The following is a 23,603-nucleotide window of genomic DNA, read 5'->3' as shown; positions in this document are numbered from 1 at the left end:
TTTGTTGTCTCCCTGTTAGGAGGTGATCCAGCCGCACCTTCCGGTACGGCTACCTTGTTACGACTTCACCCCAGTCATTAGCCCCACCTTCGGCGTCCTCCTCCACAAGGGTTGGAGTAACGACTTCGGGCATGGCCAACTTCCATGGTGTGACGGGCGGTGTGTACAAGGCCCGGGAACGTATTCACCGCAGTATGCTGACCTGCGATTACTAGCGATTCCTACTTCACGTAGGCGAGTTGCAGCCTACGATCTGAACTGAGCCACGGTTTATGGGATTTGCTAGCTCTCGCGAGTTTGCTGCCCTTTGTCCGTAGCATTGTAGTACGTGTGTAGCCCAGGGTGTAAGGGGCATGATGACTTGACGTCATCCACACCTTCCTCCGGTTTATCACCGGCGGTCTTTCTAGAGTGCCCAACTAAATGCTGGCAACTAAAAACGTGGGTTGCGCTCGTTGCGGGACTTAACCCAACATCTCACGACACGAGCTGACGACAGCCATGCACCACCTGTCACTGCATTCCCGAAGGCACCCTCAAATTTCTAAGAGGTTCGCAGGATGTCAAACCCTGGTAAGGTTCTTCGCGTTGCATCGAATTAAACCACATACTCCACCGCTTGTGCGGGCCCCCGTCAATTCCTTTGAGTTTCACACTTGCGTGCGTACTCCCCAGGCGGAACACTTAACGCGTTAGCTACGACACCGAAGGGGTCGATTCCCCCGACACCTAGTGTTCATCGTTTACGGCCAGGACTACAGGGGTATCTAATCCCTTTCGCTCCCCTGGCTTTCGTCCATGAGCGTCAGTAATGGCCCAGCAGAGCGCCTTCGCCACTGGTGTTCTTCCCGATATCTACGCATTTCACCGCTACACCGGGAATTCCCTCTGCCCCTACCATACTCAAGCCTTTCAGTTTCCACTGCCATGATGGAGTTAAGCTCCACGTTTTAACAGCAGACTTGAAAAGCCGCCTGCGGACGCTTTACGCCCAATAATTCCGGATAACGCTTGCCACTCCCGTATTACCGCGGCTGCTGGCACGGAATTAGCCGTGGCTTATTCCTCAAGTACCGTCATATCTTCTTCCTTGAGAAAAGAGGTTTACAGCCCAGAGGCCTTCGTCCCTCACGCGGCGTTGCTCCGTCAGGCTTTCGCCCATTGCGGAAAATTCCCCACTGCTGCCTCCCGTAGGAGTCTGGGCCGTGTCTCAGTCCCAGTGTGGCTGATCATCCTCTCAGACCAGCTACTGATCGAAGCCTTGGTGAGCCATTACCTCACCAACAAGCTAATCAGACGCGAGCTCATCCTCAGGCGAAATTCATTTCACCAATAGGCATATGGGGTATTAGCGGTCGTTTCCAACCGTTATCCCCCTCCTGAGGGCAGATTCTCACGCGTTACTCACCCGTCCGCCACTAACCCGAAGGTTCGTTCGACTTGCATGTGTTAAGCACGCCGCCAGCGTTCATCCTGAGCCAGGATCAAACTCTCCGTTGTGTTCAAATCCTTTTGTAGATAAATCTACTCAATATGAATTGCATTCTCCAAATAAAAATAAGATTGACTTAATTTATTTAGGTTCAGCCTCCTTAAATAATTAAGGATTACTTTGAGTGCACATTAAAAATATTTCTAAAGTGACTTTCCAGATCTCAGATCCGTTGGTTTCCAAAAAACTAAAAGTTAGCAATTGAAAACAATTTATATATTCTTGACGGGACCTCACACCTTTATTGCAAATACATCTCAAAATTACCAAATCTAAATTTGATAAGATTTTGACGCAATAAAAGCATCAGTTCCTAAGTTTTTAAATTTTCTAGGTGCCGAGTTAAACAAGAATTGATTAACTCATTAGAAGGGAAAACCCTTCTTCTGGCTGAAAATACTGACCGAAATCAAATCTCCAAAAAATTCATCCTTTTACCAAAAACAAGATTTAAGATAATTGGATTGAATAATGCAAAAAGAATATTTTTGCCCAGAAGAAAATAGTAAACCATTCAACTGTAATTGTGCAACCTTTTATACAAAAATTTTTTATTAATTTTTTATTTGTTCAAAGTATCATTAAACAACTAGGCTGAAATAGAGGGATATAAATGAAATGGCAGAAAGATTTAGTCAAAAAAATTTAAGAGTAAGGCCAAGTTCCGATGAGGAAAAAATTGTAACAAATGCAAAAAAACACTTCGAAAAGACTTTAGTTGAAATATCTGGCGAACTAGTAGGCAGTGTTGCGGCACTAGAACACCCAACAAAAAATAAAAAGTTAAATTATGGTGAAATATTCTTAAGAGACAACGTTCCAGTAATGATTTACCTCATTACTCAAAAACGATACGAAATTGTCAAAAAGTTCCTGAATGTATGCCTTGAATTACAAAGCACTAATTATCAAACTCGGGGGGTATTTCCTACTAGTTTTGTTGAAGAAAAAGGGAAGCTCATTGGAGACTACGGTCAGAGATCTATTGGGAGAATTACTTCGGCTGATGCAAGTTTATGGTGGCCCATTTTATGTTGGTATTATGTTAACAAAAGTGGAGATTATGCCTTTGGGAAAAGTCAAAGCGTTCAAAGAGGTATTCAACTTTTACTAGACCTAGTTCTACATCCAACATTTGAAGGAACTCCAGTACTTTTTGTTCCAGATTGCGCATTTATGATTGATAGACCTATGGATGTATGGGGAGCACCTCTAGAAGTTGAAGTGTTACTTCATGGATGTTTAAAAAGTTGTATAAATCTCATGGAATTAAGTCGAGCAGATCATGTTAGTAGACTGTTAGATCAAAGACTTATTCTTACAAATCAATGGGTTAAGGATTTAGGAAGTTTTCTCTTAAAACACTATTGGGTTACAAGCCAAACAATGCAAGTTTTAAGAAGAAGGCCCACTGAGCAGTATGGGGATGACCAACATTTCAATGAATTTAACGTTCAACCACAAGTAGTTCCTTCATGGCTCCAAGATTGGTTAGAGAATAGAGGTGGCTATCTAATAGGAAATATTAGAACAGGAAGACCTGACTTTCGATTTTATAGTTTAGGCAATTCTTTAGCATGCATGTTTGGAGTACTTCCCCCGGCAGAACAAAGAGCTCTCTTTAGATTGGTTTTACATAACAGACAACATTTAATGGCTCAAATGCCTATGAGAATTTGTCATCCTCATATGGATGTGGAAGAATGGCAAAATAAAACTGGATCGGATCCAAAAAATTGGCCTTGGAGTTACCACAATGGTGGTCATTGGCCGAGTTTACTTTGGTTTTTTGGTGCTGCTGTTCTTTTACATCAAAAAAATTACGCTTCTGATGATGTAATTCTTATGGAAGAAATGAAATCACTTATAGAAGAATCATATTGGTGCCAGCTTAATCAATTGCCCAAGCAAGAGTGGGCTGAATATTTTGATGGGCCTACTGGTACTTGGGTAGGTCAACAATCAAGAACTTACCAAACTTGGACAATTGTTGGATTTTTGTTAATGAACCACTTTCTAAGAGAAGAAAATAACGATCTAGATATGTTTAAAATTTAGACTAAAACAAGCCCAAAGTAAGAGACTTATCAATAGGTAAACAAGCACCAATCCCGAGATATATAGTTAAAAAAGTACCAAATAAGAAAACTGACATCGCTACCGGTCTTCTAAAGGGGTTAGAGAATTTATTAACGTTTTCAATAAAAGGTAAAATCATCAATCCAAGTGGAATTAATGTTTGAAGCGCAATACCCAAAAGTTTATTAGGAACTACCCTAAGTATTTGAAAAACTGGGTAGAGATACCATTCAGGAAGTATTTCTAGTGGAGTAGCAAATGGATTTGCTTTGTCTCCTAGCATTGCAGGATCTAAAACTGCCAATCCAACCACACAGGCGATAGTACCTAAAATAACTACTGGAAAAATATATAACAAGTCATTCGGCCAAGCTGGTTCACCATAATAATTATGGCCCATACCTTTGGCTAATTTAGCTCTTAATTTTGGATCGGATAGATCTGGTTTTTTTAAGGTAGACATGGAAGAAATCCTGTTATGAATTTATTGTAAGTGTTTATAAAGGTCCTGAAATACCTTGTTTACGAATCATTAAAAAATGCATCAACATGAAAACTGCTAATGACCATGGTAAGACAAAAGTATGAAGGCTATAGAATCTTGTAAGAGTTGATTGCCCAACACTTTCTCCGCCTCTAAGCAGTTCAACCATAAAATCGCCGATTACTGGTATTGCAGCGGGTACACCTGAAACAATTTTAACTGCCCAATAACCTACTTGATCCCAAGGCAAAGAATATCCTGTCACTCCAAAAGCTACTGTTATGACTGCCATTACAACACCTGTAACCCAAGTTAATTCTCTAGGTCTTTTGAATCCACCAGTAAGATAAACCCTAAAAACATGAAGGATTAACATTAAAACCATCATTGATGCACTCCATCTATGAACAGATCTTATTAGCCATCCAAAACTTACATCGGTCATCAAATAACTTACTGAACTATAAGCTTGAGTAACTGTTGGCTTATAGTAAAAAGTCATTGCAAAACCTGTTGCAAATTGAATTAGGAAGCATACTAAAGTTATGCCACCTAAACAATAAAAAATATTTACGTGAGGGGGTACGTACTTGGAAGTTACGTCGTCAGTTATGTCTTGAATTTCAAGTCTTTCTTGAAACCAGTCATAAACAGATGAAGAATTCGCCATCCAAAAAAAAATTAGCTTTGATATAAAGAGCTTACTTAAAATTCTTATACTTGGTGTTAACACTTAACCCAATGAATTCATCTTTTAACAAACTTTTAACATTCAAAACTTTGATCACTGCATCAATGATCATAATTTTTTCTATCAATATTTTACTGATAGAAAGAGTGGATGCTCTCAGTGATAGCAAGCAATTAGTCCTAGACGCTTGGACCTTGGTGAATGAGGGCTTCTATGACCCAGAAAAGTTTGAAGAAATACAATGGAAGAGAATAAGACAAAAAACATTACAGAAACAAATTGAAACAACTGAAGAGGCTTATTCCGCAATTGAAGACATGTTAAGACCTTTAGAAGATCCGTATACAAGAATTTTACGACCAAAAGATTATGAACTACTTAAATCAAGTAATTTTGGAAGTGAGATTAATGGGGTTGGGCTCCAATTAGGAGAAGATGATGACAAAAAAATTAAAGTTATCTCAACTCTTGGAGGATCTCCAGCCGAAGAGGCTGGGATAGTTAGCGGTGACTACATAGAAAAAGTTGATGGTATTTTATCCAAAGAATTAGGCCTTGCCAATACTGCCTCTAAGTTAAGAGGTGAATCAGGGACTAAAGTTCTGGTTGAAATCTCTTCGGAATCAGGAGAAATAAAAGAGGTCGATTTAGAGAGAAGATCAGTAGATCTCAGACCAGTTAGAACAAAAAGATTAAGAGACGATTCTCACACAATAGGATATTTAAGGATAACTCAATTCAGCGAAAGTGTACCCAAAAAAGTTGAAGAGGCACTTCAAGAGTTAAAAGAGAAAGAGGTGGAGGGGTTAATTTTAGATCTTAGAAATAATTCAGGTGGACTAGTAAGCTCAGGTATAGCAGTTGCAAACTCATTATTAAGCGAGAAACCTGTTGTAGAGACAAAAAATAGAAATGGAATCAAAGATGCAATAATTTCTCAAAAGGAGACATTTTTTGATGGACCAATGGTGACTCTTGTTAATAAAGGTACTGCGAGTGCCAGTGAAATACTTGCTGGGTCTCTACAAGATAATGAAAGATCAATTCTTATGGGAGAAAAAACTTATGGGAAAGGTTTAATTCAATCCCTAAAAAGTTTGGGAGAAGATAGTGGTATTGCTATAACAGTGGCTAGTTACTTAACCCCCAAAGGTAATAATATTCAAGGCCAAGGTATGACTCCTGACAAATTACTTGATCTCCCGGATACAAGTGATTATGGAAGCACTGATGATAAATGGGTGAGGAATGCAGAATTATTTCTGGGGACGCTTCTAGAAAAAGAAGAAGTTTCAAATCAAACTGTTGTATTAAACAATGAAGAAATTAAATCTTGAAAAAACTAAAGATTGAAAATAAAAAATCTTAAAAAATATGAGTATTAAAAGAATTTTTCATGACCCGATTCATAAAGAAATAGTATTTGATGCAGGAAAGCCAGAAGAATTAATGATTATGGAATTAATTGATACAGTTGCTTTTCAAAGACTAAGAAGAATAAAACAACTAGGAGCGGCATCGTTGGTTTTTCATGGTGCAGAGTCGAGTAGATTTACTCACTCAATTGGTGTTTTTTGTATAGCTAGAAAAATTTATAAGAGATTAATTACAATTAAATCTTCATTTTGTGAAAATAAATTTGTTCTTTATGGAGCAGCTCTACTACATGATTTAGGTCATGGACCTTTAAGCCATACCAGTGAAACAATATTCAAGCATGATCACGAACAATGGTCTGAAAACTTAGTTACAAAATATTCTCCAATAAATTCAATCCTCAAAAAGTATGACAACGAATTACCGAGAAAAATTGGAGAATTATTTCAAACAAAACAACTATTTTCAAAACCTTTAAAAACATTGATAAGTAGTGAGATAGATTGCGATCGTCTCGATTATCTTTTACGCGATAGTTACAACACAGGTACTAATTATGGGTTAGTAGATTTAGAAAGAATTATTTCAGGTCTTACCTTTTCACCTGATGGGAATATCGGAATCAAACCAAAAGGAGTGATCGCTATTGAGCATTTCCTTGTACTCAGAAACTTGATGTATAGAACAATCTACAATCACAAGATAAACGAAATATCAACATGGATTCTGGGGAAAATATTACACACAATAAAACATAATTATGAAAAGAAAATTTGGTTAGATAATTCTTTATATAAATGGATTTTTTCACCTTCAAAGGTTAATTTTGATGATTTCATAAGAAATGATGATGTTACCTTTTATTATCATTTGATTAGATGGAAAGATGAATCTTTTGAGCCACTTTCTACACTATGCAAAATGTTTATTGACAGGGATTTATTAAAGGCATCAGACATAAGTTCTCTAAGTAAAATGAATAGATTAAAAATCCTTGCATTTGCCACAAAATTATGTGAAAAGAATGGTTACGATTCAGAACTATTTTGCGGGATTAAGGAAAGGTCTTTTAAAGGTTTTGAATCTAATAATGCATTAAAAATATGGGACGGCACTTATCAAAGCGCATTAGAAAATAGTTCTGCATTAATAAAAACTTTAATGAGATCTGAGGAAAGCTCTTTAATTATTTATCCAGGTGTGATCAAAAATGAAATTAAAAATGAAATTTCATTAATGAAAAACAATTCCTAGATTTAATTCAATGGAAATAGTTTTAAAAAATACAAAAAGTAAATATTTAGAGATTTTTACTTTATTAGATTTAGATAATATCCATGAAACTATCAAAAGATTTTCTTCCATCAAGGAACCTGTAGAAGTAAAAATTTTCGCAGTCAATGAATCAATAAGTTCTCATCAATTAGCAAAATTAAAAAACCATTTTGACAAAATTAATATTTGTTCCTTACGCATTTACTCTAATAATAGAGATACGATAATAAGCGGAAAATTTTTAAAAATAGAATCAGCTTTTATAAGAGAGCAAGAGATTAAAAATAAGTTACTATCATTCAATTCAAAAAAGAAAAACGATATTCTTTACCAAGGAACGGTACGATCGGGTGAAAGAATATCTTCAAATGGAAACCTATGTATTATTGGAGACGTTAATCCAGGAGCAATAGTTTCCGCTAAGAAAAATATTTACGTTTGGGGCAAATTACTAGGGATAGCATTCGCAGGGAAAAGTGGAAATAAAAATGCCTCTATTGCATCGCTTTATCTAAACCCTTTACAATTAAGAATTGCAGATGTGATAGCTATTGGTCCAAAGGATAAGCCCAAAAATTGTTATCCAGAAATTGCATTAATAGATAAACAAACGATAATTATCAAACCACACATAATCGAAAATAAAAATTAATCAATCATTTGAAATAAATTAATTCAAACTAGATAAATTTAAGAATTACTTAATCTTTAAAAGATTTAACTTTTTGCAAGTGGCCTTATTATTTGTAAAATCTTTAAAATCGTGGGGAAGAAAACTCGCACAATATTAATTTGTTCAGGCAAAGGAGGGGTTGGTAAAACAACTTTAACTGCAAACCTAGGTATTGCACTTGCTAATAGCGGAGCAACAACTGCTGTATTAGATGCTGATTTTGGCTTAAGAAATTTAGATCTTCTTCTAGGATTAGAAAATCGCATCATATATACAGCTCAAGATGTTCTAGACAAGAATTGTCGCCTTGACCAAGCATTGGTTAGACATAAAAAAGAACCCAATCTTGCTCTTCTACCTGCTGGAGATCCAAGGATGTTGGATTGGATGAAGCCCGAAGATATGAAGAAAATTAGTGAGCTACTTAGTGAGAACTTTGATTTTGTCTTGGTGGATTGTCCTGCTGGTGTAGAAGATGGCTTTAAAAATGCTCTTGCAGCATGTAAAGAAGCTATTGTTGTTACTAACCCAGAATTATCCGCAGTGCGGGATGCGGATAGAGTAATAGGGATTCTTAATACTTCAGATATTGAGCCTATCCAACTTGTAATCAATAGAGTTCGCCCTAACATGATGGCTAGTCAAGAAATGTTATCTATCGAAGATGTTCAAGGGATCCTTTCTTTGCCATTGCTAGGTATTGTTTTAGAAGATGAACAGGTAATAATAAGTACAAATAGAGGTGAGCCACTGACACTTTCAGATGGCAGATCTCCTGCAAAAAAATGTTATTTGAATGTTTCTCAAAGACTTACAAATAAAGACGTACCAATTATTGATCCTAAAAAAGAAGGCAAAAGTCTGAAAGATAAATTCATGAGATTAATGCAAACAAAGGTTTTTTAAAATGATGACTCTTAGAGATCTTATAAATAAATTACTAGGCAGAGAAACGTCTAGTGCAAATACAGCTAGAGAAAGATTACAACTTGTACTTGCTCATGACAGAGTTGACATGAGTTCCTTAACAACTGATCTTTTAGATAAAATGAGGAAAGAGATTCTTGATGTTGTTGCTAAATATGTTGAAATTGATTTTGAAGAGGTAGCAGTAAGTTTAGAGACTGAGGATAGAATGACTGCATTAGTTGCCAATTTACCAATCAAAAGAACTATCTCAGGAGAAATAAAATTCAAAAAAACTAATAAAACCGATAAAACTGATAAAGCTGATAAAGATATCAAAAAGTAATAAATTTAAAAAAAGCTAAAAAAATACTGATAGTTGACCCTCCCTAATTGTAAGATGTAGAAATTGCCGGCTTAGCTCAGCGGTAGAGCAGCGCTTTTGTAAAGCGAAGGTCATCAGTTCAAATCTGTTAGCCGGCATTTTGATTTATTTAATTCTGTTTAATATTCTTTGCTGAAAATAAAAAGATTAAACCTACAAGAGCAATGATGGGAAAAAATCTTATCTCGAGAACATACTCTAAAAAAGATGCAAGGGGTTCAAATATCCAATAAGTAAAAAATTGAATCAATAAAACAAAAAATAATAATAAAAACATTAATACAATTCCCTTACTAATACTTCTCCTTCTCTAATGAGTCTCCAATCTCCACTTTTCTTCCAAAATATTATAGTACTTGCTTTTCCACTTCTTTTGCCCCAGGGGATAGGACCCAAAATCTTTACAGAAGGGAAGTCTAGAGCAATACCTTCAACTGTAATAGATCCTTTAAAACCTGAAATATTTGCACTTGAAGTTAACAATGGACCTGTTTCTCTCATGAGAGATTGAGCCATATATGAATTTGGAATCCTCAACCCAAGGGTAAGATCATTGCTTGTGAGGATAGTAGTCTGCTTTTCTGAAGCAGGAATAACCATTGTCAGAGCTCCAGGCCAATATTTTGAAGCTATATTTTCGTAATCTTCTTTAGCTGATTCGTGAACATAATCAATTAATTGTTTATGTTCTGACCCCATAAGAATTAAGGGTTTATCTCTATCCCTTTTTTTAAACTCATAAATAATATTTGAAAATTTTGGCAAGCATCCAATCGCAGGTAATGTGTCAGTTGGGAAGATTATAGGTAAACCACTTTTAAGAGTCTTCAAAGCGGATTTGCAGTCTACTAAATTCATTTAGATCATAAACTTTTAATAATTTATTTATATCTTCCAATGGTAAACCTACCAATACCTGAAAGATCTTTCACAATTTCTATTGATGTAAATTTATTTTTAATAAAAAGTTGTTTTACTTTTTCGCCTTGATCAAAATGATTCTCTAAAATTAGCCAGCCCTTCTCTTTTAGAAATATTGGTGCTTTTTGTATTATTTCCCTAATGTGTTTTAATCCATCTTCACCACCTAATAAAGCAACTTTAGGTTCGAAATTTTTAACTTCTTTGGGTAATTTTTCATAAGTATCTTTAGGAATATATGGCGGGTTTGAAATAGCAAGGTCTAATTTTCCTTTTAAATTTCCAAGAGGTGACCACCAATTTCCACAATAAAATTTCAAATTTGATTGTTTGGAAGAATTTATATAATTTTTAGTAGCTATTTCTAATGCGTCTTGATCTATATCAGTTGCCACTCCTTCGCTAAATGGATAAGCCAATGCCAACGCAATACTTATAGCGCCTGATCCAGTTCCTAATTCAGCAAAAAATAATTTCTCTGACTTCCTATTAAATATATTGAAGACAATATCTACTATCATCTCCGTCTCTGGTCTGGGAATAAGTACTTTATTTGTAACTTTTAATTTTAAGTCTCTCCAATAAGTTATTCCGCAAAGGTATTGAATCGGGGAAGATCTTGTTAAATGATCTTCCCAAACAGACTCTAAAAATTCTAAGTTTTTTTTTAAATATAAGTTTCTATCAGGATTTATACTAAGCGAGTTTAGATCACTGGTTGATATACCGCCTACAGAATCAAGTAAAAAAGCAAGAGATTCATGATCTCCACCCTTAAAAAGTTGTGTTTTTTTCCAAAATAAAATTTCTTTTACAGAAATGCTTAGCATTTATAAAAGCTTTAGCGTTTTGGGCCAAGCTTACCTTTACCAGATTCTGAGTAGAAGCTTGATTTTTCGCCATCTTGAGTAGAAATAAATAAACCAATAAGGAATATTGTAGGCACCCCTACAAATAAAAGGCTAGCTACGAATCCGAAATTAGTTGTTTCCATTTAGTTGACAGTTCTATTAGGTATTAAGACTATAGACATATAACTTGAAATAAAGTGGAAAAATAAACAAATTTTTATCAACTAATTAACAGTCTTAAACAATTAGCGAGGTAATTTTTTATTTTCGCTATTTTTTTTAAGTTCTTCAAAATTTGAAGGTGGAGATTGTGGTTTTGTTAAAATGACTGTAGAGGATTTAACTAATGTTTGGCATGCAAGTCGCCAATTTTCTGGTCTATTTTTAAGTTTTTCTTCTTCAACTGATGTAAGAGGACTTAAAGAATTTTTGCTTCCTCCTTCAACTGAAATAAAACAAGTACTGCATTGCCCTGCTCCGCCACAATTTCCTAAAATTCCTTTTAATCCATAAAGTTGTAAATTCTCTTTCATTACTAATTCTCTTAAATTCTCACCAGGATTACATTGAACCTCTAAATCCTCACGGATAAATCTGATAGTTGCCATTTTTTTTAGTTATTTTTCTTATTTTGGCGTTTTACTTTGAGAATTGTGACCAAAATATTAACAATTTTTAGCTTAAAATTCCTTGTAACTCCTGTTCTGCTTATTGATTTACCCAATTTTTGCAAGAAAATAAATTTATTTACAAAAATCCCTCAAAGACTAAAAAACCCTTACTATCGTGATGTTTAGCTGTTTATTCAGCATAGTTACTAGAAATTAACCGATGGGATTGCCTTGGTATCGAGTTCACACAGTAGTTATTAATGACCCAGGTCGACTACTTGCTGTGCATCTTATGCATACTGCATTATTAGCCGGCTGGGCCGGTTCTATGGCTCTTTACGAATTAGCCATTTTTGATCCTTCTGATGCCGTTCTTAATCCAATGTGGAGACAGGGAATGTACGTTATGCCTTTTATGGCAAGACTAGGCATCACAAGTAGTTGGAACGGATGGGATATTACGGGTGCTACAGGAGTTGATCCTGGATTCTGGAGTTTTGAAGGGGTTGCAGCGGCACACATAGTGTTTAGTGGACTACTGATGCTGGCCTCTATTTGGCACTGGACATATTGGGACTTAGATTTATGGGAAGATTCAAGAACTGGTGAGCCTGCTCTTGATTTGCCAAGAATATTCGGAATTCACCTTCTTCTAGCTGGACTAACATGCTTTGGTTTTGGAGCTTTTCATTGCGCAAACGTCGGGATTTGGGTTTCAGATCCTTATGGTTTAACTGGTCATGTAGAGCCTGTTGCCCCTTCATGGGGAGTAGAAGGATTTAATCCTTTTAATCCAGGAGGAATAGTTGCAAATCATATTGCGGCAGGACTAATGGGTATTATTGGAGGTATTTTTCACATAACCAATAGACCTGGAGAAAGGCTGTATAGAGCACTAAAACTTGGAAGTCTTGAAGGAGTTCTTGCTAGTGCTCTAGCTGCTGTACTATTTGTATCTTTCGTTGTTTCTGGAACAATGTGGTACGGTTCAGCAACAACTCCAGTCGAGTTATTTGGTCCTACCAGATATCAATGGGACTCTGGATATTTCAAAACTGAAATTAACAGAAGGGTCCAAGCTGCTATTGATGATGGTGCCACTAAAGAAGAGGCATATGCATCAATCCCAGAAAAGTTAGCCTTCTATGATTATGTTGGAAACAGTCCTGCAAAGGGAGGATTATTCAGAGTTGGAGCTCTTGTTAATGGTGATGGCTTACCAACTGGTTGGCAAGGTCACATTTCTTTCCAAGACAAGGAAGGTAACGAATTAGAAGTTAGAAGAATACCTAATTTCTTTGAAAACTTCCCAGTTATACTTGAAGATAAAGAAGGTAATGTTAGAGCAGATATTCCATTTAGAAGAGCTGAAGCAAAGTATTCATTTGAACAAACTGGCATAACTGCAACTATCTATGGAGGAGATTTAAATGGACAAACATTTACTGATCCTGCAGTAGTTAAAAGATTAGCTAGAAAGGCTCAACTTGGAGAAGCATTCAAGTTTGACAGAGAGACTTATAAATCTGACGGTGTATTCCGAAGCTCACCAAGAGCATGGTTTACATATGCACATTTATGTTTCGGATTGCTATTCTTGTTTGGCCACTGGTGGCATGCTTCAAGGACTCTTTACAGAAATTCCTTTGCTGGTATTGATGCTGAGATTGGCGACCAAGTTGAATTTGGTTTATTCAAGAAACTTGGTGACGAAACCACCAGAAGAATCCCAGGAAGGGTTTAAACTAAACTTTATTACTTAATCTTATGGAAGCTTTCGCATACGTTCTTATTTTAACTCTTGCAGTTGTAACTTTATTCTTTGCTGTCGCCTTTAGAGATCCACCTAAATTCGATAAAAAATGATGTTATTAAAAAACCTCTTTAACAAGAGGTTTTTTTTTACTTTTCATAATTAGGATTTTACTCTACTATTAGAGTTACAGTTCACCTTATTTCACTACATGCAGTGTCCAACCTGTCAAAACACAGATAGCAGAGTTTTGGAATCAAGATCTGCTGATAGTGGTAAAAGTGTTCGAAGAAGAAGAGAATGTTTAAATTGCAGCTTTAGATTTACAACTTATGAAAGAGTTGAAACAATGCCTGTTTCAGTTATTAAAAAAGATGGGGGTAGAGAATTATTCGATAAACAAAAATTATTTACTGGAATTTCAAGAGCTTGCGAAAAGACTAACTTCAGTAGTGAAGCAATTATTAATTTCGTAGATGGGATTGAATCTCAAATCGTTCAAGACTCTAATAAAGATATTAAATCTTCACAAATCGGAGAATTAATACTTAAAAATCTTAGGAAAGAAAACGAGGTCGCCTATATAAGATACGCCTCAGTTTACAGAAAATTTAATGGGGTAAAAGATTTTATTTCAACTCTTGAGTCTCTAAAAAGTGGTTCAAAAAACCAATTAGCATCAATTTCATAAAATTCAGCATCTTAAAGTGTAGAATACATAACACAAATGCTTTTGCTATTGGTTTGCAGGCTAATAGCATTCCTTTCTAACTACCTTAGGTAGTCTGCGATACAACAAATGAACGAAAATTCTTCCCAAACTATTAAAGAAATTTCTGAGGATCAAGAAATCAAAAATCCGTCTGATTTAGATAAGGATTCAGCATCCCAAAATGAGGAAGATTTATCATTCGAGAAGAGCGAGATACCTTCAGCAGATTCTTCTTCTAGCAGAACAAATACTGATTTTGACAACGCAGGATTTACACAAGAGGAATTTGCATCACTTTTAGGTAAGTATGACTATAACTTTAAGCCAGGCGATTTAGTTAAAGGTACAGTTTTTGCTCTAGAGCCCAAAGGTGCCATGATAGATATAGGGGCAAAAACAGCTGCTTTTATGCCTGTTCAGGAGGTATCAATTAATAGAGTTGAAGGACTTAATGATGTTTTACAACCTTCAGAAAGTAGAGAATTCTTCATAATGAGCGAAGAAAATGAAGATGGCCAATTAGCCCTCTCCATTAGAAGAATTGAATATCAAAGAGCGTGGGAAAGGGTTAGACAACTCCAAAAAGAAGATGCAACAATTTATTCTGAAGTTTTTGCAACAAACAGAGGCGGGGCTCTTGTAAGAGTAGAAGGCCTTAGAGGTTTCATCCCAGGCTCTCATATAAGTGCACGAAAAATTAAAGATGATTTAGAAGGTGAGTACTTACCTTTAAAATTTCTTGAAGTTGATGAAGAGAGAAATAGACTAGTATTAAGTCATAGAAGAGCTTTGGTTGAGAAGAAAATGAATAGACTTGAGGTGGGCGAAGTTGTTGTTGGTAATGTTAAAGGTATTAAACCGTATGGAGCTTTTATCGATATTGGAGGAGTTAGTGGTTTATTGCACATTTCTGAGATCAGCCATGAACACATTGAGACGCCACATAATGTTCTTAATGTTAATGACCAAATGAAAGTTATGATCATTGACCTTGATTCGGAAAGAGGAAGAATTTCATTGTCTACAAAAGCACTTGAACCTGAACCAGGAGATATGCTAACTGACCCTCAAAAAGTTTTTAGTAAAGCTGAAGAAATGGCTGCTAAATATAAACAAATGTTATTTGAACAAACTGACGAGAACGAAGAGATCGCCTCAGCTTCATCTGAAACAGTATAACTTCACTTATTTATTTAGTGCACGAATATCAGAACTTAAGCCTTATTATTCTTATACAAGTATTTTTAATTAACAATAATTGATTTGTAACGATAATCTAATTTAGGATATTTCCTAATTCCAAAATTATTAGTAAATGAGTGATTTCATTTTCACTTCAGAATCCGTAACTGAGGGTCATCCTGACAAAATATGTGATCAAATTAGTGACGCTGTTTTAGACGCTTTATTGACAGAAGATCCAGAAAGCAGAGTTGCATGCGAAACTGTCGTTAACACTGGTCTTTGTCTACTTACTGGAGAAATAACTTCAAAAGCAAAAGTCGATTATATAAAACTTGTTAGAAATGTAATTAAAGAAATTGGATATGAGGGCTATAGAGCAGGTGGTTTTGACGCAAATAGTTGTGCAGTTTTAGTAGCACTTGACGAGCAATCACCAGATATTTCTCAAGGAGTAAACGAAGCAGATGATGTTAACGATGATTTGGAAGATAATACCGGTGCTGGCGACCAAGGCATAATGTTTGGCTATGCATGCGATGAGACGCCTGAATTAATGCCCTTACCGATTAGCTTGGCTCATAGATTAGCCATTCAACTTTCTAAGGTAAGGCATGAAAACGTGCTTAATTATCTACTCCCTGATGGTAAAACTCAAGTAAGTATTGATTATAAAAATGGAGTACCACTATCGATTAATACCATTTTAATTTCAACTCAACATAATCCTGAGATAGATGGTATGACAAATGAAGAAGAAATTCGTCAAAGAATAAAAGAAGATTTATGGACGCATGTTGTAATTCCTGCTACTGAAGATTTAGAAATAAAACCAAACATTCATACAACAAGATTTCTTGTAAATCCCACGGGCAAATTTGTCGTAGGGGGGCCTCAAGGTGATGCCGGACTTACTGGAAGAAAAATTATAGTAGATACTTATGGGGGTTACGCAAGACACGGAGGAGGGGCTTTTTCTGGTAAAGATCCCACAAAAGTGGATAGATCAGCTGCTTATGCAGCACGTTATGTGGCTAAAAGTATAGTTAAGGCAAAATTAGCAAAAAAGGCAGAAGTACAATTAAGTTATGCAATTGGAGTTGCAAAACCGATTTCCATTCTTGTTGAAACTTTTGATACTGGCGTTATTTCACAAGCTAATTTGACTGAGCTCATTAATAAGTACTTTGACTTAAGACCAGCAGCAATTATAAAAGAATTTGATCTAAGAAATCTACCCCAAAGATTGGGTGGTACATTTTTCAGAAAGACTGCATCCTATGGACATTTTGGCAGAAGAGATCTAGATCTCCCTTGGGAAAAAGTAGAAGAAAAAGCAGCCCAATTAGCGGAGGCTTCCAAAGTATTTTTATAAAAATATTTATTCTATGCCAGATAATTTTTATGGGGGATTAGATTTTGGAACTAGTGGCGCAAGAATATCCATAATAAATTTTCATAAGAAATTAGTATATTCAAATTCAGTTCCTTATTTATGTAGCTTCAAAAATCCAAATTCTTGGATCAATTCTTGTGAAAAACTCTTAGGGTGTTTACCTATTGAGGTAAAAAGTAACCTTCAAAAATTGGCTATATCTGGCACATCAGGAACTTTAACAGCATCAAATTTACGAGGAGAGCCAATCGGAGAAGCAATATCTTATGACCAAGCATGTAATGAACATAAGATCCTTATTGAATCATTAACTTCTGGAGAAGATCATCTGCGAACTCCATACAGTAGTCTTGCTAAAGCATTAAAACTAATAGATAAATATGGGACAAATATACTTTTACGACATCAATCTGATTGGATCACTGGTTGGTTTTTAAAAGATTGGACTTATGGAGAAGAAGGTAATAATCTAAAACTTGGTTGGGATCTAAAAAAAAAATCATGGCCAAAAAGCTATCTCGATACTTCATGGGGAAAATGCCTGCCTGAAATAATAAAAAGTGGGAAAATTATTGGACAAGTGAATTTTGATTTAGCAGAGAGATTTAACTTGAATAAGAAATTAATATTAATCTCAGGCACTACTGACTCTAATGCAAGTGTAATAGCTGCAGGTTTAGGCAAAGAAGATGGTCTCACAGTTTTAGGAACAACTATTGTAGTTAAGAAAATTATTGATAATCCTATAAAAAAACAAGGAATTACAAACCATAGAGTAAATGGTAATTGGATATGTGGAGGAGCATCAAACGCAGGCTGTGGTATATTGTCGCAGTTTTTCTCTGATTTAGAAATAAAAGAGCTCAGTAGACAAATAAATCCATCAAAAAACACTTCTTTAAATCTTTTACCTCTTAATAGTAAAGGAGAAAGATTTCCTGTTAATGATTCTAATTTAAAGCCGATACTTGGTCCAAGGCCAGTAAGCGACTCACTTTATTTACATGCATTATTCGAGGGTCTAGCTAAGATCGAATTGAAAGGATGGGAAAAGCTAGGCGAACTAACAGGTTCACTTCCAAAAAAAATTATTACTATTGGTGGAGGTTCCAAAAACCCTCAGTGGAGAAAAATAAGAGAGAATATTATCAATATACCAATAGTTTCATGTAAAAAAACTACTTCATTTGGTACAGCCTTGCTAGCTATGAACTCAAAATAAAAGTTTTTTTTAGATATTTGATGAAGATATAAAATTTTTAATTAAAAGGGTTTCACAAACTACACATCTTAATTTAAAGTATATAGGTTAGAGCCGGGATAGCTCAGTTGGTAGAGCAGGCGACTGAAAATCGCCGTGTCCCCAGTTCAAATCTGGGTCCTGGCACCTTTAAAACCCTGTCTTTGACAGGGTTTTATACTTTCAAATCATAGAGAACTCTTTATTTTTTCGTTTTTTTATAACTTAAAATTTTTAGTTTTCGACTCTGCAGACTTGACCAATAACACCCAAAATCAGTTTATCTCCATTTGGATCTTGCCAATTAGCTAAATCATTAAAATTACTATTTGTTTCATCTATTGAGACATCAACATCTCTAAATGATTTTTCAAAACAATTTATATCCATTGTATAGAGAATATCCTTAGTAATTTCACTTTTTGTTTTGGGAATAAATTTACTCAATACTCTTACAGAACCATCCTCATTCCTTTTTATACTTTGCCTATCCCATAACTGCTCTCCGTATTCACTTTTAGGGACTCCAACCCATTCATGAGACAAAACTTCTGATTTTTTTATTGAAATACAAAAGAAAACGATAATCGAAAGGACTAAATTAATGAAATTTCTAAAAAATATTGAATTAACTTTATTCTTAGAATTAATCATGACAACTTATGTAATACAAAAATTTGTTATTAGTAGGAAATAAAAGATTAAAAATTTGTAAAAATTTTTATTGATTAGTATTTCTATTATAGATAGAATCAAATATTAAAATTAAGAATTTACTTCCAATAAATTTATTAGAAAAGTAATGAATAAAATACAGAAATTTTTCTCAGTAGTTTTTTTTATAGCAATATTTGTTGTATTGATTTATTTAATCCAAAATTATGGGATTGAACCTCTAAGGAACAAAATAGAAAGTATGGGGATTTGGGCTCCTTTTGGAATATTCATACTCAGAGGAGTAAGTATTATTTTACCTGCCCTTCCAAGTTCAGCTTATTCTCTGCTAGCGGGTTCATTACTAGGATTTCAAAAAGGTTACATGACAATAATCTTTTCTGATATCGTTTTTTGCCAAGCTGCTTTCTTTATCGCAAGAAATTATGGTCGGGTTCCTGTACGTAATTTAGTAGGCCCGAAAGCAATGCAAAAGATTGAAAGTTTCAATCAAAACCAGTTAGAAGAAAATTTCTTTCTTATGACAGGTCTACTAATGACTGGCCTTTTTGATTTTCTAAGTTACGCAATTGGTATTGGAGGAACTCGCTGGAAAATATTTACTCCTGCATTATTAATAAGTCTTCTAATCAGTGACTCTATACTAGTAGCAGTAGGAGCTGGAGTTAGCCAGGGAGCAGGATTATTTCTAGGGATTGCTCTATTGGGAATGTTTGCTTTGGCGACTATTTCAGGATTGGCAAAAAATAAAATGCCTAAATAACAAAACAGTTGATAATTCTGTAATCAAAGAAGAAAGATATGACATTTTCGCAAACAATAACTATATAAATAATGATTCATGCAAGAATAGGAATCGATTAATTTTTAAAGTTATTAGATGATTCCATTTAGACCAACTTCATATGATCGCCCTGGAGAACAAATATCAACTACTCCTTCTGGATTAAAAGTAACTACTGCAAAGAGATTAATGGTGGATTCAATGGTGAGAATGATACAAAAAGCAGAAAATCATTCGGTAGAAGATAAACTTGACGAAGAACCTAACAATAATTAATCAATTAATTGATAAAAGCATAGGAGAGTGGAAATCTATTAGAAGTACTCACACTTTAGCTTTTCAGGAATTTGAAAACTCAACTAGTAAAATATATATAAAACATATCAACAAAAAAAATAAAAAAGTCGTTGAAATTTTTAAAAATTATAAATTTAGTTTAAACCTAGACAGCATAGCCATTTCTATAAAATGGCAAGCTATTAGTGATTGGGACAATGATGATATCAGTGAGGGAGATGAAACTATTCTGATTTTTTTACCCAAAGATGAAAATTCAGGAATTGTTTTAAGAAATAAAGGTTACACAGAATCCTTTATTTCATCATCAAATTATTTTGTTGATGAACAAAATAATTTACACATTAAAACTATTTATAAATCAACAGTTTCCGAAGAAAGAATTTCATTTTTATCCACTCATGTAAGATCCAGATTTTCTACTATTAGAAATCTGGAAAATAACTCAGTTATACAAACTTCTCATACTTCAGAGATAAGGAATTTAGCTAGTTTAAAAGAGTAATTATCCTTTCAAATTGAAACTCAGTTTCAGATATTAATTTAGGAAGAAAGTCTTTTTTTCCAGGCATATTATTTACTGTTGAATTCAAATCAGAGATAGTTGCATCTCGCATTAATTGAAAAACCCTTCTTGCATTTCTTAAAGGTACTCCAAGAGCAAGATAAGTATTTTTAAGATCCTTCAAACAATTTTTTTCTAAAACTGATTGGTCATTAGAAATTAAAAGATAAGCAACAATCCTTAGGATTATTTCTCCATCTCTTAAACAAACGGACATCTTGTTAGTTGTATTTAAAGATATTTTTGAATTAAGTGAATCTTGATTTTCGCAAATCATTGCTGTTACAGCGTCTGCTGCGATTGCATGTGAATTATTGGTTATTGAGGTTATTGCATCTAATCTTGAGTTTGCACTATTAATAAATTCTTTTATATTGCTTAAATCATTTAATTTCTTATCGGCTGACAATAGTTGATTATTATTTGATACTGACATTCCTGAAGTAAAAATTTAAAGACCGATCTTAAGAATAATACAAAGCTAGTAAAAACAATCCAATTTCAAACTTAACGCAACGCTTCTTAATTAATAACTTCATTCCAAAGTGATAGTTGAAATAATTCAAATAAAAAATTTTTTTCCGCTAATATAAAATTACATTTTTATTAATATTTTGGATCAACAGGATTTAAAATTATCTAAGAAACTTATTTCCTCATATAAAAAGAGATTGGAAAAAGAAATTCTAGATAGAAGTATGAAATTAAAGATGCCTCAAAATAAATTTGAAGAAATAATTAATAACAATAATGAACTTATAAATTTAAAAAAAGCGTTAGAAGATCTAGAAATGGAATCCGAATCTCAAAGTAAAGTCTGATTTTTGAAAAACCCTTCCAAAAGTGCCTCAAACCAACAATTTCCTTTTTAAGTCCCTAAACAATCAACAACTTCAAGCAGTAAAACATGTTTATGGACCACTATTAGTTGTAGCGGGTGCAGGCAGCGGAAAAACTAAGGCTCTTACACACAGAATTGCAAATCTTATTGAGGGTAACTCTATAGATCCCTATAACATTCTTGCTGTCACTTTCACTAACAAAGCTGCCAAAGAAATGAAAGCAAGATTAGAGGTTCTTTTAGCCCAAGAATTAGCTTTTAATCAATTTGGTCAGCCTTGGACAACTCTCAAAGAAATTGAGCAAAATCAATTAAGAGCAAACGTTAACCAAGAGAGGCTTCAGAACCTTTGGATCGGTACTTTCCATTCCTTATTTTCAAGACTTCTGAGATACGATATTGAAAAATATACTGATCCAGAAGGCCTAAAATGGACAAGACAATTTTCAATTTATGATGAAACAGATTCTCAAACATTAGTAAAAGAAATTATCAGTCAAGATATGAATCTTGACCCAAAAAGGTATGATCCCAAAAAGATTAAAAGATTAATAAGTAATGCTAAAAATCAATGCTTTACTTCTAATGATCTTTTAGAAAAAGCAGATAATAATTTTGATAAAACAGTTGCAGAAGCCTACAAGAGATATAGGATTTCGCTCTCAAAAAATAATTCTTTAGACTTTGATGATCTTCTGCTTTTGCCTGTTTTCTTATTGAGGCAAAATGATATAGTCAGAGATTACTGGCACAAAAGATTTAAACATATTTTAGTTGACGAATATCAAGATACAAATAGAACACAATATGAACTTATAAAATTAATTACGGTTGGGAATACTGAACCAAAAAAATTCTTCAATTGGGAAGATCGGTCAATTTTTGTAGTTGGGGATGCTGATCAAAGTATTTATAGTTTCAGAGCAGCTGACTTCAGAATTTTAATTGGTTTTCAAGAAGATTTTAAAACTTCAATCAACGACGATACAAAATCATCTTTAATTAAATTAGAAGAAAATTATAGGTCATCTTCCAATATCCTTGATGCTGCAAACTCATTAATTGAAAACAACTCTGAAAGAATTGACAAAGTTTTAAAGGCTACTAAAGAAAAAGGGGAACTTTTAACGTTACTCAGCTGTGATGATGAAATTTCCGAGGCAGAAGCAATTACCAATAAAATAAAATCACTCAACAACTATAATCAAAACCCAATTTGGAAAAATTTTGCAATTTTATATCGAACCAGAGCTCAGTCGAGAGTTTTAGAAGAATCTCTTGTAAGGTGGCGCATTCCTTATACAATTTTTGGAGGATTGCGTTTTTATGATAGAAGAGAAATTAAAGATGCAATAGCATATTTGAAAGTTCTGGTTAATTCTTCAGATAACGTTAGTCTTTTACGCATCATAAATGTCCCTAGAAGAGGGATTGGTAAGACTACTATTCAAAAACTGAATGAACTATCTAATAGTTTAAATATCCCATTATGGGAGGTTCTTAATGATAAGCAAAGTCTTGAAGAAACAATAGGCCGATCATCAAAAAGAATTAATAAATTTACTGAAATTATGAATGATCTACTGTGTTACCTAGAAAATTCAGGTCCCGCTCAACTACTACAACTTATATTAGAAAAAAGTGGTTATTTAAGTGACTTGCTCTCTAGTGGGACTGAAGAATCTGAAGATAGAAGAAATAACTTACAAGAACTAATTAATGCAGCTACTCAATATGAAGAAGAAACAGAAAGTGGAGATGTAGAGGGATTTCTTTCTACAGCAGCCTTAACAACTGATAATGATACGCAGAAAAATAATCCTAACTCTGTAACTCTAATGACTCTGCATAATAGTAAAGGTTTAGAATTTCAAAATGTTTTTATCACTGGGCTAGAACAAGGTCTCTTCCCTAGCCATAGATCAATAGATACTCCCTCACTTCTTGAAGAGGAAAGAAGATTATGCTATGTAGGTATTACTAGAGCTAAAGAAAGAGTTTTCTTAAGTCATGCCAGAGAAAGAAGATTATGGGGTGGAATGCGTGAAGCAACAATTCCTTCAATATTTCTTTCGGAAATACCTGAAGATTTAATGGATGGCGAATTACCACAAACTGGTGGTGCTTCAATTAGAAGAGATTGGCATCTTGATCGTTTAACTAGAGTTGATCGAAACAATCCAAATGAATTTGTTAACAAACCAATAAATGCAGTAAGGAAATTATATTCAGGTCCTAGTAAAGGAAAAAGCTGGATGGTTGGAGATATGCTAATTCACTCAAAGTTTGGGAAAGGTGAAATCATCCATATTTTTGGGAGTGGGGAAAAAATATCTTTAGCAGTAAAATTTGGTGATAAAGGAAGTAAAATTCTAGATCCCAGATTAGCTCCAATTCGTTATGTAAGTTAAAA

General features: G+C 34.4%; 25 protein-coding genes, 2 tRNA genes and 1 rRNA gene. 19 read left to right on the top strand and 9 right to left on the bottom strand.

Going from position 1 to position 23,603, the window contains the following annotated elements:
- Nucleotides 1–15 precede the first annotated feature (15 nt).
- A 16S ribosomal RNA gene (locus tag JJ844_05385) occupies nucleotides 16–1,500 on the bottom strand.
- Nucleotides 1,501–2,110: 610 nt separating this feature from the next.
- Here JJ844_05385 and JJ844_05380 point away from each other — a divergent pair.
- Entirely contained in the window at nucleotides 2,111–3,550 is a 1,440-nt protein-coding gene (locus JJ844_05380; protein MBO6975108.1) for a glycoside hydrolase 100 family protein, read from the top strand.
- A gap of 1 nt (nucleotide 3,551) precedes the next feature.
- Here JJ844_05380 and JJ844_05375 read toward each other — a convergent pair whose 3' ends face one another.
- Nucleotides 3,552–4,034, bottom strand: a complete 483-nt coding sequence (locus JJ844_05375; GenBank protein MBO6975107.1) for a cytochrome b6-f complex subunit IV — start codon at nucleotides 4,032–4,034, stop codon at nucleotides 3,552–3,554.
- Nucleotides 4,035–4,068: 34 nt separating this feature from the next.
- Complete coding sequence (locus JJ844_05370; protein MBO6975106.1) at nucleotides 4,069–4,725, bottom strand: cytochrome b6; 657 nt, start codon at nucleotides 4,723–4,725, stop codon at nucleotides 4,069–4,071.
- 71 nt (nucleotides 4,726–4,796) lie between these two features.
- Here JJ844_05370 and JJ844_05365 point away from each other — a divergent pair, with 71 nt between their 5' ends.
- The 6 genes from JJ844_05365 (at nucleotide 4,797) to JJ844_05340 (ending at nucleotide 9,460) form a co-directional block, all read left to right on the top strand.
- Nucleotides 4,797–6,083, top strand: a complete 1,287-nt coding sequence (locus tag JJ844_05365; GenBank protein MBO6975105.1) for a peptidase S41 — start codon at nucleotides 4,797–4,799, stop codon at nucleotides 6,081–6,083.
- A gap of 37 nt (nucleotides 6,084–6,120) precedes the next feature.
- Complete coding sequence (locus tag JJ844_05360) at nucleotides 6,121–7,377, top strand: HD domain-containing protein (GenBank protein MBO6975104.1); 1,257 nt, start codon at nucleotides 6,121–6,123, stop codon at nucleotides 7,375–7,377.
- Between the two features lie 10 nt (nucleotides 7,378–7,387).
- Nucleotides 7,388–8,050, top strand: a complete 663-nt coding sequence (locus tag JJ844_05355) for a septum site-determining protein MinC (protein ID MBO6975103.1) — start codon at nucleotides 7,388–7,390, stop codon at nucleotides 8,048–8,050.
- 111 nt (nucleotides 8,051–8,161) lie between these two features.
- Complete coding sequence (gene minD / locus JJ844_05350) at nucleotides 8,162–8,977, top strand: septum site-determining protein MinD (protein MBO6975102.1); 816 nt, start codon at nucleotides 8,162–8,164, stop codon at nucleotides 8,975–8,977.
- 1 nt (nucleotide 8,978) lies between these two features.
- Nucleotides 8,979–9,323, top strand: coding sequence for a cell division topological specificity factor MinE (minE, locus tag JJ844_05345; GenBank protein MBO6975101.1), 345 nt, complete (start codon nucleotides 8,979–8,981; stop codon nucleotides 9,321–9,323).
- A gap of 65 nt (nucleotides 9,324–9,388) precedes the next feature.
- Nucleotides 9,389–9,460: transfer RNA gene (locus JJ844_05340), tRNA-Thr, on the top strand.
- Between the two features lie 178 nt (nucleotides 9,461–9,638).
- Here the strand turns inward: JJ844_05340 and JJ844_05335 are convergent.
- The 4 genes from JJ844_05335 to JJ844_05320 form a co-directional block, all read right to left on the bottom strand.
- Nucleotides 9,639–10,220, bottom strand: coding sequence for an L-threonylcarbamoyladenylate synthase (locus JJ844_05335; protein ID MBO6975100.1), 582 nt, complete (start codon nucleotides 10,218–10,220; stop codon nucleotides 9,639–9,641).
- Between the two features lie 23 nt (nucleotides 10,221–10,243).
- Nucleotides 10,244–11,113, bottom strand: a complete 870-nt coding sequence (gene prmC / locus JJ844_05330) for a peptide chain release factor N(5)-glutamine methyltransferase (protein MBO6975099.1) — start codon at nucleotides 11,111–11,113, stop codon at nucleotides 10,244–10,246.
- Between the two features lie 11 nt (nucleotides 11,114–11,124).
- Nucleotides 11,125–11,277 (bottom strand): photosystem II reaction center protein PsbM, encoded by a 153-nt coding sequence (psbM, locus tag JJ844_05325; GenBank protein ID MBO6975098.1) that lies wholly within the window; start codon nucleotides 11,275–11,277, stop codon nucleotides 11,125–11,127.
- Between the two features lie 102 nt (nucleotides 11,278–11,379).
- On the bottom strand, nucleotides 11,380–11,742 hold the full coding sequence (locus JJ844_05320) for a (2Fe-2S)-binding protein (GenBank protein MBO6975097.1): 363 nt from the start codon (nucleotides 11,740–11,742) through the stop codon (nucleotides 11,380–11,382).
- A gap of 223 nt (nucleotides 11,743–11,965) precedes the next feature.
- On the opposite strand from JJ844_05320, the gene psbB reads away from it, so the two are divergent.
- The 7 genes from psbB (at nucleotide 11,966) to JJ844_05285 (ending at nucleotide 18,175) form a co-directional block, all read left to right on the top strand.
- The gene (psbB, locus tag JJ844_05315) at nucleotides 11,966–13,489 is read left to right on the top strand and encodes a photosystem II chlorophyll-binding protein CP47 (protein ID MBO6975096.1); all 1,524 of its coding nucleotides are present in this window, start codon (nucleotides 11,966–11,968) and stop codon (nucleotides 13,487–13,489) included.
- A gap of 23 nt (nucleotides 13,490–13,512) precedes the next feature.
- Nucleotides 13,513–13,611, top strand: a complete 99-nt coding sequence (locus JJ844_05310; protein MBO6975095.1) for a photosystem II reaction center protein T — start codon at nucleotides 13,513–13,515, stop codon at nucleotides 13,609–13,611.
- Between the two features lie 98 nt (nucleotides 13,612–13,709).
- Entirely contained in the window at nucleotides 13,710–14,189 is a 480-nt protein-coding gene (gene nrdR / locus JJ844_05305) for a transcriptional repressor NrdR (protein MBO6975094.1), read from the top strand.
- 108 nt (nucleotides 14,190–14,297) lie between these two features.
- Nucleotides 14,298–15,389, top strand: a complete 1,092-nt coding sequence (locus JJ844_05300; GenBank protein ID MBO6975093.1) for a 30S ribosomal protein S1 — start codon at nucleotides 14,298–14,300, stop codon at nucleotides 15,387–15,389.
- Between the two features lie 136 nt (nucleotides 15,390–15,525).
- A complete protein-coding gene (locus JJ844_05295; GenBank protein ID MBO6975092.1) occupies nucleotides 15,526–16,767 on the top strand; it encodes a methionine adenosyltransferase in 1,242 nt (413 codons plus the stop codon).
- A 13-nt stretch (nucleotides 16,768–16,780) separates the two neighbouring features.
- Nucleotides 16,781–18,010, top strand: coding sequence for a sugar kinase (locus tag JJ844_05290; GenBank protein ID MBO6975091.1), 1,230 nt, complete (start codon nucleotides 16,781–16,783; stop codon nucleotides 18,008–18,010).
- A 92-nt stretch (nucleotides 18,011–18,102) separates the two neighbouring features.
- Nucleotides 18,103–18,175: transfer RNA gene (locus JJ844_05285), tRNA-Phe, on the top strand.
- Nucleotides 18,176–18,262: 87 nt separating this feature from the next.
- Here the strand turns inward: JJ844_05285 and JJ844_05280 are convergent.
- Nucleotides 18,263–18,682, bottom strand: a complete 420-nt coding sequence (locus tag JJ844_05280) for a hypothetical protein (protein MBO6975090.1) — start codon at nucleotides 18,680–18,682, stop codon at nucleotides 18,263–18,265.
- Nucleotides 18,683–18,830: 148 nt separating this feature from the next.
- Here JJ844_05280 and JJ844_05275 point away from each other — a divergent pair, with 148 nt between their 5' ends.
- The 3 genes from JJ844_05275 to JJ844_05265 all read left to right on the top strand — a co-directional run bounded on the left by JJ844_05275 (nucleotide 18,831) and on the right by JJ844_05265 (nucleotide 20,289).
- Nucleotides 18,831–19,466, top strand: coding sequence for a VTT domain-containing protein (locus tag JJ844_05275; GenBank protein MBO6975089.1), 636 nt, complete (start codon nucleotides 18,831–18,833; stop codon nucleotides 19,464–19,466).
- A 117-nt stretch (nucleotides 19,467–19,583) separates the two neighbouring features.
- Nucleotides 19,584–19,763, top strand: a complete 180-nt coding sequence (locus JJ844_05270) for a hypothetical protein (GenBank protein ID MBO6975088.1) — start codon at nucleotides 19,584–19,586, stop codon at nucleotides 19,761–19,763.
- Entirely contained in the window at nucleotides 19,738–20,289 is a 552-nt protein-coding gene (locus JJ844_05265) for a phycobiliprotein lyase (protein ID MBO6975087.1), read from the top strand. Before JJ844_05270 ends, JJ844_05265 begins: the two co-directional genes overlap by 26 nt.
- Here the strand turns inward: JJ844_05265 and JJ844_05260 are convergent.
- Nucleotides 20,273–20,785 carry an R-phycoerythrin subunit beta gene (locus JJ844_05260; GenBank protein MBO6975086.1) on the bottom strand — a complete coding sequence of 171 codons (513 nt, stop codon included), beginning with the start codon at nucleotides 20,783–20,785 and terminating at the stop codon, nucleotides 20,273–20,275. The genes JJ844_05265 and JJ844_05260 overlap by 17 nt on opposite strands.
- A gap of 178 nt (nucleotides 20,786–20,963) precedes the next feature.
- On the opposite strand from JJ844_05260, the gene JJ844_05255 reads away from it, so the two are divergent.
- Together JJ844_05255 and JJ844_05250 are read left to right on the top strand one after the other, a co-directional pair.
- Nucleotides 20,964–21,170 carry a hypothetical protein gene (locus JJ844_05255; protein ID MBO6975085.1) on the top strand — a complete coding sequence of 69 codons (207 nt, stop codon included), beginning with the start codon at nucleotides 20,964–20,966 and terminating at the stop codon, nucleotides 21,168–21,170.
- Nucleotides 21,171–21,192: 22 nt separating this feature from the next.
- On the top strand, nucleotides 21,193–23,601 hold the full coding sequence (locus JJ844_05250) for a UvrD-helicase domain-containing protein (GenBank protein MBO6975084.1): 2,409 nt from the start codon (nucleotides 21,193–21,195) through the stop codon (nucleotides 23,599–23,601).
- Nucleotides 23,602–23,603 lie beyond the last annotated feature (2 nt).

The sequence above is a fragment of the Prochlorococcus marinus CUG1435 genome (genome assembly GCA_017644375.1).
In the GTDB taxonomy this organism is placed as follows: domain Bacteria; phylum Cyanobacteriota; class Cyanobacteriia; order PCC-6307; family Cyanobiaceae; genus Prochlorococcus_A; species Prochlorococcus_A marinus_AH.
Note: the sequence above shows the minus strand (reverse complement) of the source record. Positions and strands in the feature narration are given on the sequence as shown.

Coding starts and splice junctions, on each gene's coding strand:
- JJ844_05300 (MBO6975093.1), top strand. CDS start 14,298: ATGAACGAAAATTCTTCCCAAACTATTAAAGAAATTTCTGAGGATCAA.
- JJ844_05275 (MBO6975089.1), top strand. CDS start 18,831: ATGAATAAAATACAGAAATTTTTCTCAGTAGTTTTTTTTATAGCAATA.
- psbB (MBO6975096.1), top strand. CDS start 11,966: ATGGGATTGCCTTGGTATCGAGTTCACACAGTAGTTATTAATGACCCA.
- JJ844_05280 (MBO6975090.1), bottom strand. CDS start 18,682: ATGATTAATTCTAAGAATAAAGTTAATTCAATATTTTTTAGAAATTTC.
- JJ844_05360 (MBO6975104.1), top strand. CDS start 6,121: ATGAGTATTAAAAGAATTTTTCATGACCCGATTCATAAAGAAATAGTA.
- minE (MBO6975101.1), top strand. CDS start 8,979: ATGATGACTCTTAGAGATCTTATAAATAAATTACTAGGCAGAGAAACG.
- JJ844_05355 (MBO6975103.1), top strand. CDS start 7,388: ATGGAAATAGTTTTAAAAAATACAAAAAGTAAATATTTAGAGATTTTT.
- prmC (MBO6975099.1), bottom strand. CDS start 11,113: ATGCTAAGCATTTCTGTAAAAGAAATTTTATTTTGGAAAAAAACACAA.
- JJ844_05365 (MBO6975105.1), top strand. CDS start 4,797: ATGAATTCATCTTTTAACAAACTTTTAACATTCAAAACTTTGATCACT.
- psbM (MBO6975098.1), bottom strand. CDS start 11,277: ATGGAAACAACTAATTTCGGATTCGTAGCTAGCCTTTTATTTGTAGGG.
- JJ844_05380 (MBO6975108.1), top strand. CDS start 2,111: ATGGCAGAAAGATTTAGTCAAAAAAATTTAAGAGTAAGGCCAAGTTCC.
- JJ844_05260 (MBO6975086.1), bottom strand. CDS start 20,785: ATGTCAGTATCAAATAATAATCAACTATTGTCAGCCGATAAGAAATTA.
- JJ844_05310 (MBO6975095.1), top strand. CDS start 13,513: ATGGAAGCTTTCGCATACGTTCTTATTTTAACTCTTGCAGTTGTAACT.
- JJ844_05320 (MBO6975097.1), bottom strand. CDS start 11,742: ATGGCAACTATCAGATTTATCCGTGAGGATTTAGAGGTTCAATGTAAT.
- nrdR (MBO6975094.1), top strand. CDS start 13,710: ATGCAGTGTCCAACCTGTCAAAACACAGATAGCAGAGTTTTGGAATCA.
- JJ844_05270 (MBO6975088.1), top strand. CDS start 19,584: ATGATTCCATTTAGACCAACTTCATATGATCGCCCTGGAGAACAAATA.
- JJ844_05375 (MBO6975107.1), bottom strand. CDS start 4,034: ATGTCTACCTTAAAAAAACCAGATCTATCCGATCCAAAATTAAGAGCT.
- JJ844_05370 (MBO6975106.1), bottom strand. CDS start 4,725: ATGGCGAATTCTTCATCTGTTTATGACTGGTTTCAAGAAAGACTTGAA.
- JJ844_05335 (MBO6975100.1), bottom strand. CDS start 10,220: ATGAATTTAGTAGACTGCAAATCCGCTTTGAAGACTCTTAAAAGTGGT.
- JJ844_05290 (MBO6975091.1), top strand. CDS start 16,781: ATGCCAGATAATTTTTATGGGGGATTAGATTTTGGAACTAGTGGCGCA.
- JJ844_05295 (MBO6975092.1), top strand. CDS start 15,526: ATGAGTGATTTCATTTTCACTTCAGAATCCGTAACTGAGGGTCATCCT.